The following is a 19,168-nucleotide window of genomic DNA, read 5'->3' on the forward strand; positions in this document are numbered from 1 at the left end:
GGCGGCCCCTGCGGCACGTGGAGGCCGGAACAGTTACGAGGAACACGTGGCCGGCCTCGGCGGGAGCCTCGGATGCCGGGGGAGGCCGGGGGAGGACGCCGTCGCTCGCCCGCGGACCACCCCGGGACCGTCGGCAGCACCTTCTCAGGCGCCCCGGAGCACCACCGCGTCGTCCGGTACCCCGCCGTCCGTGCGCCACAGAACCAGCTCGAAGGAGGCGCCGCTGTCCTTCGCGTCCCGGGTGACGGTGACGGCGCGGGTCGGAACGCCTGGATCGCTTTCGCTCCCGTCGATGCTTCGGCGAGCAGACCAACGGCGTTCCAACGGGAAACAAGCCCTACCGCCCGTCCGACGCAGCCATATTGCTCCTCACGGAAGTCGAGGAAGCGGACCGAACGGGCCGTGCCTATGACGCGGCGATCCCACCGGATGAGGAGATCGTGAAGGACCCATGCCCAGTGGCCCGCCAGCGGGATGAAGTCCTGGAGACGGCACAGAGCCGGCTGCTCAGCCAGGCTGCCTGTCGGCGACCGTGATGGCCTGTCTGCTCGGCACCTTCCGTTGCTTCGACCGGCCTACGGGCGGGCTGAGTCCGCAGGAGCGGGCGGGAGCCCACCCAGCGCACGCATGAGGGGTCTTCGATCTTGAGCGGTGCGCCTTGCCTGACACCCTGACTTTTCGTCACAGTCGGTGACCTACATGGGGTGTTGGTGCCCACTGATGCAAGGAGCCCGTGGTCCTGAGTGATCATTTCTGTTCTCTAGGCAGAACGATCATGTGGGAGCCACGGGCGTGGTCAACGATACGACGTTGCTGCTCGACCTCGACGGGGTGTCCGTCATACGGGTCGAGCGGCTTGAGGACGGCACCCGCCGGGTGCATCTGGCCACGGCGGAGGAAGCGGCTCGCGCCTGCCCGGAGTGCGGGGCCTTCGCCTGGAAGGTGAAGGGCACAGCCCGGACCCGTCCTCGGGATCTTCCCTACGGGGAGCGCGGGCTGGTGCTGTTGTGGCACAAGCGCCGCTGGTGGTGCCGCGAGCCGAAGTGTCCGCGGAAGTCGTTTACCGAGAGCGTCGCCCAGATACCGCCCGGGGCGCGGATCACTGCCCGGCTGCGCCAGGCGGCCGGGCGCCGGGTACGCGATGCTGGCTCCACGGTCATCCAGGCCGCCCGCGACCTGCATCTGTCCTGGCCGACGGTGATGGGCGCCTTCCGTATATCGGCGCGCGAGGTCGTCCACGCCCCGCTGCCCGAGGTGAAGGTGCTGGGAGTCGACGAGACCCGGCGGGGCAAGACGAAGTGGGAGCAGGACCCCGAGTCCGGCAAGTGGCGCCTGATGCGGGATCGGTGGCACACCGGGTTCGTCGACGCGCTGGGCCACGGTGGGCTGCTTGGCCAGGTCGAGGGCCGCGCCGTCGCCGACGTCCTGGCCTGGCTGTCCACCACCCCGCTGACCTGGCGCAAGAACATCACTCACGTCGCCATCGACATGTCGGCCACTTACCGCGCCGCGATCCGCACCGGCCTGCCCGACGCCATCGTCGTGGTCGACCACTTCCACGTCGTCCAGCTCGCCAACAAGATGCTCTCCACACTCCGGCGCCGCACCACCGCCGAGGCCCGCGGACGGCGCGGACGCGCCAGTGACCCGGAGTGGAAGGCCAGACGACGTCTCCTGCGCAATCGCGAGGACCTCACCGACGAGCAGTTCGCGAAGATGTGGAACCCGCTGCTGGAGGAGGGGCAGATCGGGCGGACGCTGCTGACCGCGTGGATCGCGAAGGAGAGCCTGCGCAATCTCCTCGCCCTGGCCAGCACCGGCGCCGACCGGCACCATGTCGGCCAAGCCCGATGGAAGTTCCTAACCTGGTGCGCGGACTCGGACATCCCCGAGGTCGTCCGGCTGGCCGTGACCGTGGACCGGTGGTGGGCGGAGATCGCCGCGTTCCTCGACACCGGTCACAGCAACGCCAAGAGCGAGGGCATCAACCGTGTGATCAAGCTCGTCGCACGCAACGCCTTCGGCTTCCGCAACGCAGAGGACCAACGCCTACGCACACGCTGCGTCACCACCCGCCGAGCCCGCGGACACCTCCGCACCGCTCAACTTTGAAGACCCCGCATGAGGGCGATCTGTGCCCGATCCCGCTCAGCCGCGAGTTCCTCGATGGGGTGGTTGCCGAGGTAGGCCTCGGCCTGCTCGCTCAGCAGCTTGACAGTGGTCTCGTCGAAGGTCGGGCTTCCCAGGAACTTCCAGCTCTCCTCCATCGCTGGGGCGAGATGCGAGAGGAAGTGAGCGAACCCAGCGGTACCGCCGCCGAGATGGAAGCTCTGGAAGGGGCCGGCGACTGCCCACCGCGATCCGATCGAGGAGGTGACGAGCTCGTCGAGTTCCTGCTCGGTCACCACTCCCTCGGCCACGAGGTGGACGCACTCCCGGAAGAAGGCCGCCTGCAAGCGGTTGGCGACGAAACCATGAACTTCCTTGTGCAGAACCTGAGGCTTCTTGCCGAGCGCGGTATAGAAGGAGCGTGCCTGCTCAACGGTGTTTTCAGAGGTGAGCTTGCCCGGAACGATCTCGACAAGGGGCACGAGGTGCGGCGGGTTGAAGGGGTGGCCGACGATCAGGCGTTCGGGCTGCTTGAGAATCGTGGCGATCTCACTGACCGGAAGACCCGAGGTCGAGGTGGCGAAGAGCGCATGGGCAGGGGCGTTCTCCTCGATGGTGGCCCATATCTGGTGCTTGACTTCCAGGCGTTCCGGGCCGTTCTCCTGCACAACGTCGGCGTGGGCCACAGCGGCGGCCAGATCGGCCTCGAATCGCAGATGGGCAGTCAGATCCTCAGTCTGCAATCCCAATTCTTCCAGCGTGGGGACGATAGCAGCCAGACCTGCGCGCACCTGGCTCTCAGTTGCGGGGGCTGGGTCGGTGACAGTTACCTCAAGTCCGTGGGCGAGACACAGTGCTGCCCAGGACATGCCGATGACGCCGGCGCCGACGATGGTGATGTTGCGGAAGGATTCCGCCTTCACAGTGCTCATGGTGTGCGCTTCCTTCGGGTAGTGCGCGTCGCTCGCGACGATGCATGAAGTGTTGAAAGGCGGTGTGGGGTCGGGGAGCTGCCTCGAGGGATCATTGAGGGCCGCTTTGATCCCGTCGTGCGGGCAGGTGCGGACTGCGATTTCGCTGAATCACGCGCCTGCTCCGAAGGGTCGCTGCGCCGCCCCCTCCAGCCGCCGGCTCGCGTCGATCACGGCATCGCCGTGGTCGTTCTCGACCTCGACCTCGAGAACGGTGCAGACTCGCCCGAAGGACCAGTAGAACCCGGTCACCTGCATGATCTCGAGGATCTCGCGTGGAGTGAGGCGTTCCTTGACGGCAGAGAAGATCTCATCGGATACGGTCGGGGCGGCGACGACCGCGGCCACGAAGCGGACGATCGCGCGGTCGTTGTCGGGGAGTTCCGGGGCGTTGAAGTCCTTGCGCTTGATCGCGTCCCGTACGGCGTCCGGGACGCCGCAGGATGCTGAGATCGGCACATGCTGGATGAACTCGTATTCGCAGTCCGTCGCGCTGGCCGCGGTCAGAATGGTCAGCTCACGGTTTTGTGGGGAGAGAGCCAGCCGGGTGAACTGCGCCTGGCCCTGCCGGAGAAGCCCTCAACGGTGGCCTGCGAGTGCGACAGCATGTCGAATGCGGCGTGATGCGGCAGTTGGTCGAGGAAGTCGCGCAGCACCTTGGGGAAATCCTGCCGGTCGGGGTAGGGAAGACGAGACACGACGGCTCCTTCTGGGAATGTGACAGCGAGGTACTGGTGAGCGAGGCAGCGGATAGGCAATTGCTCGATAGTCCGGGCCCATAACCGTGGCATGCTCTTCGACTTGCCAATCTGGGCTTCGGCCTTGCCAAACTAGGCTTCGGCTTCGGCGACTCAGTGATGTCCGACTGCATATTCTTGTAGTTCTTCTCCTTCCGGCGCAGTGCCGTAGTCCGGGCAGAGTGCTACTGCGGCCGGACGAGGGTGTGGCCGTTCAGCCGAGTCGGAGATCTGCCAAAAACCGATGTCATGGGGCACGGCGCCCTGGCAGCGGTCAACTCAACGAGGTGAGTCGCTCCTGGCTGCTGTGTCCCGCGAGCTGTCACTCGAGTTGAGAGCGAGGCGCTCAATGTCCGTCGACCCCGTCGAGGACTGGTGGTCCGAAGGCGAGTACGTGTCTTTGCGTCTGCGTGGTGTGGAGCGCGCGATCTTCGTGCGCCGGATGGGCAGCGGCCCCCCGCTCACGCTCCTGCACGGATACCCGGCGTCCTCCCACCAGTGGGCCAAGATCGCGCCCGAGCTGGCCCGCAGACACACTCTGGTGATGCCGGACTTCCTCGGCTTCGGCGCGTCCGCCAAGCCGCGCGAGCACGACTACTCGCTGATCGAGCAGGCCGATCTGGTGGAGGCGCTGTGGGCGCACGACGGCCTGAGTGCCACCCGGGTCGTCGCTCACGACTACGGCAGCTCGGTCGCGCAGGAGCTGCTCGCACGACGTTCGGAGGGTTCGCTGTCCGTGGCTCTGGCCGACATGGCACTGATGAATGCCGGGATCTACCCCGAGCTGCACCGGCGCACCGACGCGCAGAGCCGGTTCCTGGACCCCGAAGTCGGCCGCCTGCTGAGCGCGCAGGTCAACGAAGACAGATTCGTCACCGACCTCGCCGTCACGTTCGCGCCCGCCTACGACGCGCAGACCGACAGCGTGGAGATGTGGCGCACGTACAGCCGTGACGAGGGACACCTGAACTCCTATCTGCTGATCCGCTATATCCGCGATCGGGAGACGCACCGCGATCGGTGGATCGGCGCGCTCGAGGGCGCCGACCTACCGCTGCAGTTCGTGTGGGGGCTTCAGGACCCGGTCTCCGGCGCCCACATCGCCGAGCGGATCCGCGACTGCCTGCCTGGGGCGCGGCTGCTCGAGCTGCCGGACGTGGGCCATTGGCCGTCACTGGAGGCGCCGCAGCGTGTGATCGCGGCTGTCCTGGCCGGCGACTGACGGCCCAGTGCCGCGTATCGGCCGGCGGCTGAACACTGTGGTCTCACCACCTCAGGCCGGAACGGCAGAGGGCAGGAGCGGACAACAGCAATCCACAACAGGTCGTGCCGGCGACGACGAGGTGCTCTTCCCGGGACGCCTGGTCGGTCTGCTCGACCGAGCGGGGTTCCTAGGCGCAGCCGCGTCCCGCCGTGAGGCAGACAAGGCACATGACGTCAGGCCGTCCGATAGAGGCGGAGCGCGACCAGGGACGCGACGAGCCCGTCGCCGCTGCGCGGATCGAATCCCGTGAGTTCGTGCCACCGGCTGAGTCGGTAGGCCAGCGAGTTCGGGTGCAGGTGCAGCGCGCGGGCCGCCGCGGCGACCGACAGGCCGTGGTCGGCGAATGCGACCACCGCCTCGGCCAGGTGGGAATCCGTGCGCGCGGTGGAGACGGCCTTGGTGAACAGCGGGGCCAGCCGGGTTGCCTGCCCGCCGAGGCCGGCTGCGAGCCAGGCGTCGGCGAAACGGACGACGCGGTGCTGCCCGCCTGTCTGAGACAGCGCCTGTGTCGCGTCGGTGATGCTGTCCACCGCCCCGGCCAGGCCGGGCCGCAGAAGACCGACGCCGACGGCGGCACCCGCGCCCGGCGGCGGGATTGCTGCGGCGGCCGCGGCGACCGTGTCCGGGTCGTGCCGCTGGCCGAGGACCAGGAGCCGGGTGCCGGCGGTGGCACAGTGGAGTTCGCCGGGCACGGTGGTCAGACGGTGCCGTAGTTGTTCGGTGCGGTCGTCCGGCCAGTCCTCCGCCGGCAGGCACAGCGCCTGGAACTCGCCGTCCGACTGGTAGCCGAGCGACTCGGCCAGCGTGGCCGCGGGCTCCAACTGGACCGGGTCGGCGGTGAGCGCCGCGAGCAGCCGATGGGCGAGCGTGGCCCGGGTGACCTGGGCGCGCTGGATCTCCTCCCCGTATGCCTCGGACGCGTTGCCGGTGAGGACCCGGATCCAGGTCCAGATGAGAGTGACCAGATAGGCCAGGTCGCCGACGTGCTCGGGGTGGTCGGCCGCGGCCCGTCGCAGGATGGTGTTCCAGGCCTCGCGGAAGGTGATGTGGTAGGCCCCGAGCATCAGTTCGATGGGTAGGCCCTGCTCGGCGCGCCGCCGGCCGAGTTCGCGGGCGTGTGCGATGTGCTCTTGCTGCGGCGGGCTCTGCTCCGCGATGCCGGCCAGCAGCATGCGGCCCTGATACAGCACGAACTGGCGGTGTTCCTCCGCCGGTATGAAGGCGTATTCGGGGATCTCGGCCCGGATGCGCCCGACCATCTCGTGACTGATCCCCGGCAGATCCTCGGTGATCTGTGCGCAGATCTGGGCGACGGCCTGCCGGGCCGCGTCCGAGAGCGGCGTCGATGGATCAGTGGAGTTCGTGGATTCCACAAATCGGATCCTAGCATTTCCGGTTTTTCCCTGTAGATCCGCTGAATACGTGGTGGAAAGCTCGATGTGTCGAGGCGAGCAGTGTGCGACGGGCGCACCCGCCGGAATCGAGGTCAGACATGTCGGGCGACTACACCGTTGGCGACTACCTTCTTGCCAGGCTCGCCGAGATCGGTGTCCGGCACGTGTTCGGGGTGCCGGGCGACTACAACATGGCGTTCCTCGATCACGTCGTCGACCACGACCGGATCGCCTGGGTCGGCAACGCCAACGAGCTCAACGCGGCCTACGCTGCCGACGGCTACGCCCGCGTCAACCGGGCTGGTGCCCTGCTGACCACGTACGGGGTGGGCGAGCTCAGTGCGATCAACGGGATCGCGGGTGCCTACGCCGAGTACGTGCCGGTGATCCACATCGTGGGCGCACCGTCCACGGCGGTGGAACAGGCCGGCGCCCTGGCCCACCACACCCTCGGTGACGGCGACTACCGGCACTTCCTCCGGGCGCACGCTGAGGTCACCGTGGCCCAGGCGTACCTGAGTGCGGGCAATGCGATCGCCGAGATCGACCGGGTACTGGCCACCAGCCAAAGGGAACGCCGTCCCGGCTACCTGGCGCTGCCCACGGATGTGGCGGCGAGCCCGGCCGAGCCGCCGGCGGGGCCGCTGGTCGTGCCGGCGCCGGAGGTCTCGGCCCGGGTACCGGCCCGGTTCACCGATGCCGTGCGCACCATGCTGGCCGAAGCCGGCACGCTGGGTGTGCTTGCCGACTTCCTGGTCGACCGGTTCGGTGTCCAGGCCGAGCTTGCCGAGCTGGTCGCCGCCGGGCAGGTCCCGAACTCGACGCTGTCCATGGGCAAGGGCGTGCTCGACGAGAGCGACCCGAACTTCGTCGGCACCTACAGCGGCGCCTTCAGCGCGAAACGGGTGCTCGCCGCCGTCGAGCAGGCTGATCTGCTGCTGTCAGTGGGTGTGCGGCTCAGCGACAGCACCACCGGGTTCAGCCACCGTATCGACCCGGACCGGACCATCGACGTGCAGCCCTTCGCCACCCGCATCGGCGACCGGGTGTTTGCGCCCTTGCCGATGCGTGAGGCGGTCCGTGCACTGACCGCACTGGTGGCCGAGTCCGGCCGGTCGTGGGCACGCTCGGATCTTCCGCCGGATCCGGCCTACGACCTGGTCGGCGACACAGCCTCCAGCGGTGCGGACAGTCTGCGCCAGGCAGATTTGTGGCCGGCGGTCGAGAGCTTCCTGCGGCCGGGCGACATAGTGCTCGCCGAGCTCGGCACCTCGCTGTTCGGAGCACAGGCGATGCGGCTACCGGCCGGTGCGACCTTCATCGGCCAGCCACTGTGGGCCTCCATCGGGTACACCCTCCCGGCGACCCTCGGCGCGCAGCTCGCGGCGCCCGGGCGGCGCACGATCCTGCTCATCGGGGACGGCTCCGCGCTGGTGACCGCACAGGAGCTCGGCACACTTCTGCGGGAGGGCTGCACGCCGATCGTGCTGCTGATCAACAACGGCCGCTACACCATCGAAAACGCAATCCACGGCAAGGAGCGGCGCTACAACGACATTTCCCGGTGGAACTGGACGCTGCTTCCTGCGGCCATGGGAGGCGAGTCCGTGACCACCATGCGGGCGAGCACACCCGACGAGCTGCACGCGGCGCTGGCCCGCGCCGCTGATCCGACCGATCTGGTGCTGCTGGAGGCCGTACTGCCCGCGACAGACATCCCGGACGTGCTGCGGGCCGCGGTCCGATCTCTCGCCGCCACCGACGATTCCGGCCTGGCCGGCTGACCCCGACGGCACCCGGGCCGGCGGGGTGGTTCACGCTCCCTCGTCACGGCTCCGCATTACCGGCCAGGGTTTCGCTGTACCGCCGATGCCCACCCGTTCCCCTGCCGAGGAGCAACGCAGCATGACCATCCCGCATCCCACGCCGTACCCGCAGCCCTTCCTGTCTCCCGACCCGAAGGCGGCCTCCGGAAGCCGCATCGCGGACTTCGCCCGGTGGGCCGCCCGGCACCGGAGCGCCGAAGGCGCCCCCGACCCGACCGACTACCAGGCGCTGTACCGCTGGTCCGTCACCGATCTGGAAGGGTTCTGGGCCGCGGTATGGGAGTACTTCGCCATCGATGCGACAACCCCGTACGAGCTGGTGCTGGCCCAGGAGACCATGCCCGGAGCCCGCTGGTTTCCCGGCGCCACCCTCAACTACGCCCACCACGCGTTGCGCAACCTGCACCCGGACGCCCCCGCGATCACCGCGCTGGACGAGACCGGCGCCTCCTACGAGATCACGGGCCGGCAGCTGCGCGCCCAGGTCGCCTCCGTCGCGGCCACCCTGCGCGATCTGGGCGTCGGACAGGGCGATCGAGTGGTGGGCTACCTGCCCAACACCCCCCACGCCGTCATCGCCTTCCTCGCCACCGCCGCCCTGGGCGCGGTGTGGTCGGTGTGCGGCCAGGACTACGCACCCAAGGCCGCCGCCGACCGCTTCGCCCAGCTCGAACCGACGGTGCTCATCACCGCGGACGGCTACCTCTTCAACGGCACCACTCACGACCGCCGCGCCTCCTCGCTCGAACTGGCGTGCGCCCTGCCCTCCTTGAAGGGCACGGTGCTCGTGGACCACGTGGACCTCGCGTGGCCCGAGCGCGGCCACGCGGGGCTGACAGTTCCATGGGAGGACGCGGCCACCCGGATCGAGACCCTCACCGTCATTCCGGTTCCGTTCGACCACCCTCTGTGGGTCGTCTTCTCCTCCGGCACCACCGGCCTGCCCAAGGGCATCGTCCACGGGCACGGCGGGGTCCTGCTCGAGCACCTCAAGACCCTCGGCCTGCACTGCGATCTGGGCGTCGAGGGCCGCCTGATGTGGTACACCACCACCCACTGGATGATGTGGAACCTGGTCGTCTCCACCCTGCTGACCGGTGCCGCCACCTGCACCTACGACGGCAGCCCGGCGCCGCATGCGCACCCGGACATCCTGTGGGAGCTGGCGGCCCGCCACAAGGTCACCGTCTTCGGCACCAGCCCCCAGTACCTGCTGGCCATGGCCAAGCTGGGCATCGAACCCTCCGTGCACGACCTGTCGGCCATCCGCATCGTCGGCTGTACCGGCTCCGCTCTGCCCGCCTCCGCCTACTCCTGGGTCCGTGACCATGTGGGTGCCGGCGTCCAGCCGGCCTCGACCAGCGGCGGCACCGACGTCGTCTCCGGCTTCGCCGGCAGTGCCCCCACGACCCCTGTCTGGGCAGGGGAGCTGTCCGCTCCCAACCTGGGCGTGGCGCTGGCCGCTTACGACGCCACGGGCACCCCGGTCCGCGACCGGGTCGGCGAACTGGTCGTCACCCGCCCCATGCCGTCCATGCCCCTGTACTTCTGGAACGACCCCGACGGCAACCGCTACCGCGACGCCTACTTCGCCACCTACCCGGGTGTATGGCGGCACGGCGACTGGATCACCCTCACCTCTCACGGCTCGGTGATCGTCCACGGCCGCTCCGATGCCACCCTCAACCGCAACGGTGTGCGCCTGGGCAGTGCCGACATCCACGACATCGTCGAACGCCTCCCCGAGATCACCGAGGCCCTCGTCATCGGTGCGGAGGAACCCGACGGCGGCTACTGGATGCCCTTGTTCGTCGTCCCCGCCCTCGGCGTCACCCTGGACGGCGCCCTGCGCGACCGGATCTGCGAAGCGATCCGTACCGGCGCCTCACCCCGCCATGTCCCCGACGAGATCGTCGCCGTGCCGGCCATCCCGCACACGAAGACCGGCAAGAAGCTCGAGGTCCCCGTCAAGCGCCTCCTCCAGGGCGCCCCGCCCGAGCAGGTCCTCAATCCCGCGGCGGTCGACAACCCTGACCTGGTCGCCTACTTCGCTCGCCTGGGCGCCGAACGCCGCCGGCAGCGCGGCCTCATCGCGACCGCAGACGACGACTAAGCCGGGTCTTCGAATTTAGTGGGGGTGCGCCTCCCGGCGGCTCCGGCGTGTGGTTGCACAGCGTGACCGGAGTCGTTGGTTGGCTCGGTTCCGGAAGCCGAAGGCGTTACGCGCTTCGAGTTTGATGAGGCGGTTGTTGCCTTCGGAGGCGGCGTTGGTGATTCCAGTGGTCAGGTAGGTCTCGATGCCGTCCCACCACTGCTCGATGGTCTCGGCGAGGGTGACGAGTTCGGGCAGGTGGGCGTGGTCGGCGACGTGGGCGAGGAAGCGGTGGCGGGCGGCGGAGATCGCGGAGTGGTCGGGGGTGGTGTGGGCGCGGCTGACGGCGAGGTGCAGGAGGTCGCGCAGGAGTTCTTTGGCCTGCCAGGCGGTGTAGATCTGTCGGCCGTAGGTGCCCATGTGGTCCAACTCGACCTTAAAGAGGGTGTGTTGGTCCTCGGTGAGGTCTTCTTTGTTTCGGCGCAGGAGTTTGCGGACGGTGTAGATGCTGTCGCCTTTGCGGGCTCGGCGGCCGTGCTGCTTCCAGGTGAGGCGGCGGCGCAGGTCGGCGAGGTGGCGCTGGGCGAGTTGGACGATGTGGAAGCAGTCGACGACCACGGCCGCATGCGGCAGGGCACGCTGGACGGCGGCACGGAAGGTGGAGCACAGGTCGATGGCGACGTAGCGGACCTGCTCGCGCCAGGAGGCGGGCTGGGCGGTGAGCCAGTCGGCGACCGAGGCCGCGTTACGGCCCTCGACCTGGCCGAACAGCCCTTGTCCGCCGATCGCGTCGACGAAACCGATGTGCCAGGCGTCCGCGACGAGTTCCCACTTCTCCGTGGCCGGGTTCTGCTTCCACACCGGCTTGCCCCGCCGGGTCTCGTCGATCCCTATCGCCGAGGTCGCGGGCGGGGTCTCGGGCAGGACCTGGGCGGCGTAGTCCTCGAAGCATTGCTGCACGATCGGCCAGCTCAGGTGCAGGTCGCGGCCGGCCTGCACGACGGTGCGGCCGCCGTCGCAGACCGCGGCCCCCGCCGCCTGGCGCAGGGCGGTGGTGGTGCGCATCCCCGCGGGCACCGCGCGTATCGCCTCGGTGAACGAGCCGCGTGGGCACGCGGGGTCGGTGCAGTGCCAGCGTGCCTTGCGCCATCGGATGCTCACCGGGCGCCCACCGCTGGGCAGGTGTCTGGGCCGGGTGGTGCGGTAGTCCTTCAGCCGGGTGGCGAAGACCCCGCAGGCGGGGCAGGCCCGGGCGGAGTCCTCGTTCGTGACCACGTACACCGTCGAACCGCCCGCCCCATCGTCCTTGACCTGCGTCACACTCACCCCCTCCAGCCCCAGAAGTCGCGTTGCCGCCTCGTTGATCCCGGTATCGTCGATGTTCAAGCCCGTGGGGTTTCATGATCGGTTGCCTAGACAACAACCATGATCACGAAGACCCGCGGGCTCCTTGCATCTGGGCCACCCGCACCCCAACCACCTCACACAGAGTGACCGGCCAGCCCGCCCGTCACCGCCGCACCCCCATCAAGTTCGAAGACCCACTAAGCCAGGAGCAACACCTGACGTCGGCGATCCAGGTACCGGGGGCGTCCCCGGCTGTCGCCGCCGCCTGATCCAACTGGACGTCTGCCATGGCGTCCAGTCCGGTATTCCCCTGGGTCCGGAATTTCCCGTCCGAATGCGCGAAGTGTGAGCTATCGAATCCAGACCCGGTGTTCCGGTCTGGCGACCGACTTGACCAGATGAGGCAAAAAGTGCGCAAGTTGTCCGTGATCAATGAATTGGATGAATCGACCGGGCTGCAGCAGGAGATGGCGGTCTGGCGCAATCGGTTCCTGCGCTTGCTCGACCGGACACCGGCACCGACCGCGATAAGCCGTCCCGACGGCCTGCTGGTGATCGCCAACCCGGCATTTTCCGCACTGTGGGGCTTGACGCCAGGACAAATACGCGATCGCAATCTGCTCGATCTACTGGTCTCCATGGACGAGGAGTCGTTGCTCAAGCTCACCGAGGGGCTTCGGCACGGGCGTCGCTCCCGTTACCCGATTCGTGTCGAGTGGAATGCCCAAGGTCCGACCAGAAGTGGGCAACTCACTGTGGAAGCCGTCAGCGACGAGGTAATCGCTCCGACGCTGCTGATCGCATCCCTGGACGTCGACCCGACGGCACACGGCGCGGAACCGATGCCGGCGCAGGCTTTGTCCCCACTGGAAGCCCGTATTTTGGCACTGGTCGCATCCGGAGCCACGTCCGCGCTGATCGCCCGGTCGGTCGGTCTTACCGCGGACGGCGTGAATTACCATCTCTCCCGCCTGTGCCGCATGCTGAAAGTTCCGAACAGAACCGCGCTGGTCGCCAAGGCATATGTCCTCGGCTTTCTGCGCCCCACGTCCTGGCCCCCTGACTCATAGGAAAGCCAGTGAAGCCAGGCAACCGCGGCATCGAGGTCAGTGAACCTTTCCCGGTAAGCGATCATGCCTGTGTGTGAACGTTCAGATGGTGCGGTCGTATTCAAGTTGGAGTAGGACGAGGGCTGCGGCGGCGATCTGGGTGATGCGGCTGGGATCGAGGCTGACCCGCCGCAGGGCCTTGAAGGTGGTCTTGAGCAGGGCGTTCGCGCGTTCGCACATCCCGTGGATACCTCGGATGACCTTGTTGAAGGTCTGCTGGGCTTCGGTGAGTTCACCGCCCGCGGGCTTCTTGACCGGGTGACGGAAGCCGTCTCCGGCGTTCTCGTAGCCGAGGTCGACCAGGGTGAGGGTGCCCAGTTGGTCGGCGAGCCGGTTCAGCGCATCGAGCAGCCCGTGGTGGCGGGCGCAGGTAGTGTCGTGCTCGCGGCCGGGCCGCACCGGCGAGACCCAGATCGGCCAGCCGTCCGGGGCGGAGATGACCTGCACGTTGCCGCCGTGATGCTTGTGCTTCCCGGACCACCAGAGGTCTGCCCCGTTGGGCCCCGGGGCCGCGACACGGTCGGTGCGGATGACCGTGCCGTCCAGATTGAGATGGGTCAGGCCGGCCGCCTTCGCCCGTTCCAGCGCGGTGGCCAGGTCCGGTGCCCCGGCCGCCAGGACCGTCAGCCCTTCGTGCAGGTATCGGTAGGCGGTGGACGTGGACAGGGCGTTGTCGCGGGCGAGTTGGGCCAGGCGGGTGCCGTCGATGAACCAGCGCAGGATCAGCACGGCCTGCTTGAAGCAGCCCAGGGCGCGGCGCCCGCGGCGGGTGCCGACCTCGGTTCGATGGCTTCGCAGGAGCCGGGCCAGGTGCTCGGCGGTGGAGCGCCGGACATCGAGCACGGCGGTGTATGTGACACTGGTCGGCACGTGAGGCCCCTCGGTCGGATCTTTCTGTTGCAAGATCGTTCCTACCAGGGGCCTTACGCCTGCCCGGAGTTGGGAGTGCACCACGAGACACCCGGAGGCGATCACACTCAGCGACCGCCGGTTACCGAGAAAGGCTCAGTGATGCCAAACTGAGGCGCCGGATCGCCGCAGGTCATGCTACGGCCGTCCCGTTCAGTACAACGTCGTGGCACAGTGATCCGGCGCCGATCTGGACGATGTCGGCGTGGGGCTGGTAGCTGTCCGCCGTTGCAAGAAGGAGGCAGGATCCGGATCCCGGCCGAACAATTTCGTACCAGCCATCAGATTGCGCGCTGATCCGGCCCAGTTGGCTTCCGCCCAGCGAGAGAAGGGTTATGGCTGCCGTGGGCACGACGTCTCCGTGCGAGTTCCGCACCCGGCCGAACACGCGAGACACCGCCTGAGAAGGAGGAGGTGGCGTGGCGGCGATGCGCTGGTCGGACGCCGCAGTTCGCAGGGCATGCTTCCCAGCGGGTTGGTGCGGTGTGACGGCGGCCGGGGCTTCGGGGGAAGTCTGGGAACCGGAGTGCGCGGCGGCGATCTGATCACTCGTGAGACGCTGGTGACCGCCGTGATCGCGGATCGTCGCGACGACCAAGCCCAGACCCAGGCCGAGGACACAACCCACGGCGATCATGATCCAGCCACGCGTCAGGCCGGCATCGGCTCGGGCGTCGAAGTAGAGGATCGCGTGAACGCCATCGTTGATCTGCCGCATCGGTTCGAACTCGGCCAGCCAGCGATAGGGGCCGGGAACGGTCTGGAGTGGAAAGCTGCCGCCGGACGAGGGCACTGCCAGGGCGACGAAAAAGAGCATGCCGACGAGCGACCCGAGCCCTCCGACCAGCGAGATGACGGCCTGAGCACTCACCCCGACAGCGATCGAGGCGCATACGGAGTAGATCCACAGTTGGCCGAAGTGGGGTGTGTCCATATGAAGGACGCATGTGCACGTGAGCAGCACCGCGGTGGCGGTGACCAACGACAGAACGCTCGACACGGCGGTCTTGGCCACCAGTGTCTGAGTGCGTGTGATCGGTACCGGGAGCCTGCTGAACCAGCGACGTCCACGCTCGGACGACTGGTACCCCAACGCGAAATCGACCGAGCTGCTGACGACACCCGCGCCCAGATACGCGCCAAGGGTAAGGACAAGGCTGACGTAGAAGGCGCTGAGGCCGAAGCCGGAGTGGTCGCCGACAGGGCGGTGTTCGGACGTGTGCAACGTGACGGGGTGGGCCAGCAGAATCCCCTCGGCTGTGGGAATCGGTCGGTGGCTCTCGTGAGGTGCGAGCTTCACCTGCTCGGCCAGCTGCGCGGCGACACGACTTGAGATGGTTCGAGTGGTGTGCTCCCCGATGGCTTGAACCAATGAGGTGGCCACGCTGCCGGAACGGGGATTGGTGAGCAGGCGGACGGTCGGCTGCCGGGGGGCTGTCCGGCGCGGTGCGACAGGACCCAATGCCACGTAGCGTGAGTTGATCATGCTGTGAGAGTGAGTGCTCGGGCGTTGACGAGGTGGATCGTGGGCGGCGCCGGATGGCGGGTGCCGGTGTCGGCAGGACGCTTGACGCGGTAGCTGTTGTGCCGGGCGCGCTTGACGACACGGGGGTAACTGCGATGGCGGCGGCGGGGTTGAGGTTCTTCTTGCGGGTGATGTCGGCGCGGACCCTGGCCAGGACGGCGTCCAGGTCCTCAGGGGAAATAGCCGCCGGGTCGGCGACGCGGCGGCGGACGATGCGCAGGGTGCGGGTGAATTTGACCCGGTCGGGGTCGATGTCGGCCTCGGTGGCAGCCCGGCAGATCAGGGCGGAGATCGCGTAGTGGGTGAGCAGGTAGCCGTACAGCTCCTGCCGGACGAGGTCCGGGCTCTTGGAACGCAGGATGCGGCCTGGGCCGCGTAGGGCGGTCTTCAGGTCATCGTTGGACTGCTCGTGCTCCCAGCGCTGGTGGTACGCGTGAGCGAGCAGGGGGGCGGGGGCGTTCGCGTGGTCGGTGATCGTGGTGATCAGGCAGACCAGCTCCCGCTCGGCGTCGGTGCCGCGGTCGGGGACCTCGTACTCGACCACGCGCACCACTCGGGCGGCTGCGGGATCGACCTCCCGCCCGGCGCGGGCGTCTTCCAGCAGTCGGCCCCGCGCCGCCGTGTTGAGGCGGGGGGAGTAGACCAGGGAGAGGTAGGAGCCGTCGGGCAGGTCCGCGACCAGCGGGAGGGTGAGCGTGTCGCCGACGCGCCAGAGCAGGTCCGCGCCGGTCCCGGCGGCAGCGCACCACTGCTCGAAGCCGAAAAAGCCCCGGTCGGCCAGCAGCAGCATGTCCTCTTCCAGGCGCTCGAACAGCTGGAAGGCCAGGGTCTGCTCGCCGGCGCGCTTGCCGGCGATCGGCCCGATCGCTGCCCCGATCGGGGCGCGGGAGCCGGTCTCGACCAGGGTGAGCACCCGCGCCTTGGGGAAGGCGGAGGGATTGGCGGCGGTCCCGGAGCGGCCGAACGCCTCGGCGTTGGATTCGGTGTCGGGCAGGTCCCACTCCATGCCGTCGATGGAGACCAGGCGGCGGGGCCCGAGCCAGGCCCCGCGGGTGAGCTGCTCCGCGACCGGCTCGGTGATGCGGTCGAAGATCTCCGCGAGCGGTTCGGAGCCCAGGCGCTTGCGGGCCTGGGTGATCGCGCTGGTCGTGGGCACCTCCCAGGCCCGGTCCCAGCAGCCCCACCGCTCCAGCGGCTCCGAAAGACGGGTGATGGCCTCTTCGTAGTCGTCGTCCGCGAACAGCGCCAACGCCATCACCAGGTACACCACCACATGCGGCGGGAGCTTCCCGTCCGACCGTCTGGCCTGCCGTCCGAACGCCCGCACCGCGTCGTCGATCACATCACGCGGGACCGAACCCGCCAGCAGCCCGATCGAGATCCACTCCGGCAACCGCCCGCCTGCACCCCCACCCTGACTCACGATCAGCAACCTACCGCCCCAGCCGAAGGGCGACCCCATGCCCTTGATCAACTTACGCTACGCGGCATTGCGACAGGACCCGTCAAGGCAACGACGTTGCTGCTGAAATCCGCCGGAATGATCAAGGCGCCGTAGACCGCGTCTTTGTCCATCTCGGCTTCCGCCTCAGCCAAACCCAAGGATCGCCATTCAACGCGTTGACGGGAATCCGGCGCGGTCGTGATGCCGTGAGCGATTTGCGGACCGAGGTTCACCTTTCGGTCGCCGGCGTGAATTCCCCGGTCCTCGTCGACGATGGCGATCGGGAAGCGGTGGAGGTTGCCGGCGGGATTGATGATGCCTCCGATGTAGGACAGCGACACCACCACGCTTACGGCGATCATGACGAGCGCAGGGAAAAACCAGAGGCTTCGTCGGCCCAGCAGGCGCCAGGCGGTGGCCTTCGGCACGCCGGGAACGTTGGTCCTCATCGGTGTCGGATGCCTTTCGGTTGCTGTGGAGTCGCGGGACAAGACCCGAGCGCCGGTATGGGTGGGCTGTACAGCGCGGGCCGAGCGCCGTCAGGGTGCGCTGATGCATCTGTGCGAGCGCCGCGCCTGGCGTCTACACCTTCCGGTGCCGCTCCGCCCCGCGGATGCGGCCCGGCGACCCATGCTCATCGGGCCCGTATGTCCATCATGAGGCGCGGGCCATCGTGACTCTCCGGCCTGGCCTACACGAATTTGTAGTCGATTGGCGTCTGGTGGATGGCAGGACACTCAGAGTCGTGCTACTCGACGAACGACATTCTTCAGTCACGTTGTCTGTCAGAGTGCCGGACGGAATCGCAGGCGCCCTCAGAGCGGATCCGGCAGTGACGCGGGCGAGGACTCGGCAGGCACGTACGGTTTGATCTGGCCTACCGGGCCGCACCGTGCCGACCGCACCACCAGCTCGGATTCCGTGTCCCTGGCTCCAGGGCAGCGGCCAGGGGAGTCTGGCGAGGCTGGATGATCGGGAGACGATCACCCCGACTCCAAGGGGGGTCGACTGTCGATCGGAGGGGCCGACTGTCGATCCTCGTCACACGGGCTGTGACTGCGTGCTCTAGTTGGCCCCTTCGGCCAAGTAGATGCTCAGCTGGCGGCGCCGGGCCGGAGAGCTTGGTGAGCCAAGACACGATAGGTGGAACCTGGCCAGGATGGTTGGCACCGAGCAGGTGGAGCCGGTTTGTTCGGATCCTCAGCGGTCGCACGGGCAGATCCATTGAGGCTTCTGGCAGCATGGGCACGTGGAGACCGTCGACGACTCGGGTGACCCACTCCGGCTACTGATGGGCCAGGAGGTGAGCGCCGTGTGTTTCGTGCGCGATTACGTCGAGCTGCACTTCGACGGACCGGTCTTGAGGGCGCTGAGCAATCCCTTCGGGCTGTACGGCTGCCGCGGGTGGCGCTTCCCTGCCCGGGGGTCGCTGGAGCTCATGCGCTGCTACATCGGCAAGACCGTCGACGACTATGAGCTGGACCCGGATCGGATCCTCGCCGTGGACTTCGGCGAGCACCGATTCGCCATCCCGCTGGACCAGGCTTCACGCGTGGGTCCCGAGGCCGCACATCTGATCAGCGTTGACGAGAGAGGCCAGACGGACTCCAGAGCGATGTGGATCTGGTAGCCGGTGCGGTACCAACAAGCGTGGCAATTCGCTGGTGATGCCAAGAATCTTGGCCGGATGGTGACAACTATCGTGGCCGGCTCACCTGAACGCCCAGGCCAGAGGGCGAGTTGGTGGCAACTATCGTGGCCCGGCACACTTGGCCATCCGCGTGTTAACTGCCGCTGAGGCCCCATGCATCGAGTCCGCCGTAGATATGGGCCCTCAGGCAGTGGGGGGCGTCAAAGCCTGAGGCTTCGCCGCGGTAGACGGCGATCAGCGAATCCTTGCCCCGCCACCAGGTGTCAGCGAGGCCCTGGACTTCAGGTACCGGCTCGAATCCGTCAAGGTCCAGCTCATCGACGGCACTGCCCTTGATCTTCGTGATGGTCTTGGCCCAGTAGCCCGCGTGGTCGGCCAACGCCAGGGCTTCCACCCATCCCTCTGTGCTGGCGTGCAGCGGTGTCCAGCGGTCAGCGTCGATCCCGAACTCTCCTCCCGGCCCGATCATGAACCCGTGAGCCATGGAGACGCGACAGCCGCCGGCCGGGAACCGCCATCCGTCCGCGGCCGAGCCTTCGGGAACATCGGCTTCCAGAACGCGTGGGCCACCCTCGTATGCGGGGGCCGGGGGCAGAGCGATGCCGCCCCAGCGCTCTTGGAAGGCCACGGCCCGGTCGATCTCGGCAGCCGGTATCCCCCGTTTGAGCCATACCTCCCGACAGAGCGTGAGGTCGCGGCGGAGGACCCGCAGCCCATGCCCCTCTACGAAATATCGGGCTCGGCGGCTCAGGCCTTCTGGCGCCCGAGGGGTCAGCGGCACTCGTGCGTC

15 protein-coding genes and 1 pseudogene are annotated in these 19,168 nt (G+C 68.0%); 6 read left to right on the forward strand and 10 right to left on the reverse strand.

The window, feature by feature from the left end; all coding sequences use genetic code 11:
• The first annotated feature begins 792 nt into the window (after positions 1-792).
• The gene (locus ACQEXA_RS42985) at positions 793-2,112 is read left to right on the forward strand and encodes an ISL3 family transposase (protein ID WP_432938456.1); all 1,320 of its coding nucleotides are present in this window, start codon (positions 793-795) and stop codon (positions 2,110-2,112) included.
• Here the strand turns inward: ACQEXA_RS42985 and ACQEXA_RS42990 are convergent.
• The 3 genes from ACQEXA_RS42990 to ACQEXA_RS43000 form a co-directional block, all read right to left on the reverse strand.
• Positions 2,103-3,041, reverse strand: a complete 939-nt coding sequence (locus ACQEXA_RS42990; protein ID WP_433132710.1) for a 3-hydroxyacyl-CoA dehydrogenase NAD-binding domain-containing protein — start codon at positions 3,039-3,041, stop codon at positions 2,103-2,105. The two genes, ACQEXA_RS42985 and ACQEXA_RS42990, sit on opposite strands and share 10 nt — an antisense overlap.
• Positions 3,042-3,191: 150 nt before the next feature.
• Complete coding sequence (locus ACQEXA_RS42995; RefSeq protein WP_432925796.1) at positions 3,192-3,539, reverse strand: hypothetical protein; 348 nt, start codon at positions 3,537-3,539, stop codon at positions 3,192-3,194.
• Positions 3,540-3,592: 53 nt separating this feature from the next.
• Positions 3,593-3,778, reverse strand: a complete 186-nt coding sequence (locus ACQEXA_RS43000) for a hypothetical protein (protein WP_432925794.1) — start codon at positions 3,776-3,778, stop codon at positions 3,593-3,595.
• 388 nt (positions 3,779-4,166) lie between these two features.
• On the opposite strand from ACQEXA_RS43000, the gene ACQEXA_RS43005 reads away from it, so the two are divergent.
• Positions 4,167-5,039 carry an alpha/beta fold hydrolase gene (locus ACQEXA_RS43005; protein WP_433132712.1) on the forward strand — a complete coding sequence of 291 codons (873 nt, stop codon included), beginning with the start codon at positions 4,167-4,169 and terminating at the stop codon, positions 5,037-5,039.
• 215 nt (positions 5,040-5,254) lie between these two features.
• Here the strand turns inward: ACQEXA_RS43005 and ACQEXA_RS43010 are convergent, their stop codons facing one another.
• A complete protein-coding gene (locus ACQEXA_RS43010; protein ID WP_433132714.1) occupies positions 5,255-6,454 on the reverse strand; it encodes a PucR family transcriptional regulator in 1,200 nt (399 codons plus the stop codon).
• 119 nt (positions 6,455-6,573) lie between these two features.
• Between ACQEXA_RS43010 and ACQEXA_RS43015 the strand changes: the two genes are divergently transcribed.
• The gene (locus ACQEXA_RS43015) at positions 6,574-8,259 is read left to right on the forward strand and encodes an alpha-keto acid decarboxylase family protein (protein WP_433132716.1); all 1,686 of its coding nucleotides are present in this window, start codon (positions 6,574-6,576) and stop codon (positions 8,257-8,259) included.
• A gap of 121 nt (positions 8,260-8,380) precedes the next feature.
• Positions 8,381-10,414: an acetoacetate--CoA ligase gene (locus tag ACQEXA_RS43020; protein WP_433132718.1), complete on the forward strand. Its 2,034-nt coding sequence runs from the start codon at positions 8,381-8,383 to the stop codon at positions 10,412-10,414.
• Positions 10,415-10,429: 15 nt separating this feature from the next.
• Here ACQEXA_RS43020 and ACQEXA_RS43025 read toward each other — a convergent pair whose 3' ends face one another.
• Positions 10,430-11,779 (reverse strand): ISL3 family transposase, encoded by a 1,350-nt coding sequence (locus ACQEXA_RS43025; protein ID WP_432920902.1) that lies wholly within the window; start codon positions 11,777-11,779, stop codon positions 10,430-10,432.
• A 371-nt stretch (positions 11,780-12,150) separates the two neighbouring features.
• On the opposite strand from ACQEXA_RS43025, the gene ACQEXA_RS43030 reads away from it, so the two are divergent.
• On the forward strand, positions 12,151-12,810 hold the full coding sequence (locus ACQEXA_RS43030) for a helix-turn-helix transcriptional regulator (protein WP_432925792.1): 660 nt from the start codon (positions 12,151-12,153) through the stop codon (positions 12,808-12,810).
• An 81-nt stretch (positions 12,811-12,891) separates the two neighbouring features.
• On the opposite strand, the gene ACQEXA_RS43035 is transcribed toward ACQEXA_RS43030, so the two are convergent.
• From ACQEXA_RS43035 to ACQEXA_RS43050, 4 genes and pseudogenes are all read right to left on the reverse strand, one after another.
• Positions 12,892-13,719 (reverse strand): HARBI1 family protein, encoded by an 828-nt coding sequence (locus tag ACQEXA_RS43035; RefSeq protein WP_432922256.1) that lies wholly within the window; start codon positions 13,717-13,719, stop codon positions 12,892-12,894.
• Positions 13,720-13,891: 172 nt separating this feature from the next.
• Positions 13,892-15,142 carry a DUF3533 domain-containing protein gene (locus ACQEXA_RS43040; protein WP_432925790.1) on the reverse strand — a complete coding sequence of 417 codons (1,251 nt, stop codon included), beginning with the start codon at positions 15,140-15,142 and terminating at the stop codon, positions 13,892-13,894.
• A gap of 433 nt (positions 15,143-15,575) precedes the next feature.
• Positions 15,576-16,745, reverse strand: a pseudogene (locus ACQEXA_RS43045) (IS4 family transposase); the annotation flags it as partial.
• A gap of 8 nt (positions 16,746-16,753) precedes the next feature.
• Positions 16,754-17,155, reverse strand: a complete 402-nt coding sequence (locus ACQEXA_RS43050) for a YhgE/Pip domain-containing protein (RefSeq protein ID WP_432925788.1) — start codon at positions 17,153-17,155, stop codon at positions 16,754-16,756.
• Positions 17,156-17,976: 821 nt separating this feature from the next.
• Between ACQEXA_RS43050 and ACQEXA_RS43055 the strand changes: the two genes are divergently transcribed.
• Complete coding sequence (locus tag ACQEXA_RS43055; RefSeq protein ID WP_432925786.1) at positions 17,977-18,357, forward strand: hypothetical protein; 381 nt, start codon at positions 17,977-17,979, stop codon at positions 18,355-18,357.
• A gap of 154 nt (positions 18,358-18,511) precedes the next feature.
• On the opposite strand, the gene ACQEXA_RS43060 is transcribed toward ACQEXA_RS43055, so the two are convergent.
• Positions 18,512-19,159: a hypothetical protein gene (locus tag ACQEXA_RS43060; RefSeq protein WP_432939007.1), complete on the reverse strand. Its 648-nt coding sequence runs from the start codon at positions 19,157-19,159 to the stop codon at positions 18,512-18,514.
• Positions 19,160-19,168 lie beyond the last annotated feature (9 nt).

The organism is Streptomyces sp. CA-106110 (genome assembly GCF_050936285.1).
GTDB lineage: Bacteria > Actinomycetota > Actinomycetes > Streptomycetales > Streptomycetaceae > Streptomyces.

Excerpts from the sequence above, each read along its gene's own strand:
- ACQEXA_RS42990 (WP_433132710.1), bottom strand. The coding sequence starts at position 3,041 with ATGAGCACTGTGAAGGCGGAATCCTTCCGCAACATCACCATCGTCGGC.
- ACQEXA_RS43005 (WP_433132712.1), top strand. The coding sequence starts at position 4,167 with ATGTCCGTCGACCCCGTCGAGGACTGGTGGTCCGAAGGCGAGTACGTG.
- ACQEXA_RS43015 (WP_433132716.1), top strand. The coding sequence starts at position 6,574 with ATGTCGGGCGACTACACCGTTGGCGACTACCTTCTTGCCAGGCTCGCC.
- ACQEXA_RS43020 (WP_433132718.1), top strand. The coding sequence starts at position 8,381 with ATGACCATCCCGCATCCCACGCCGTACCCGCAGCCCTTCCTGTCTCCC.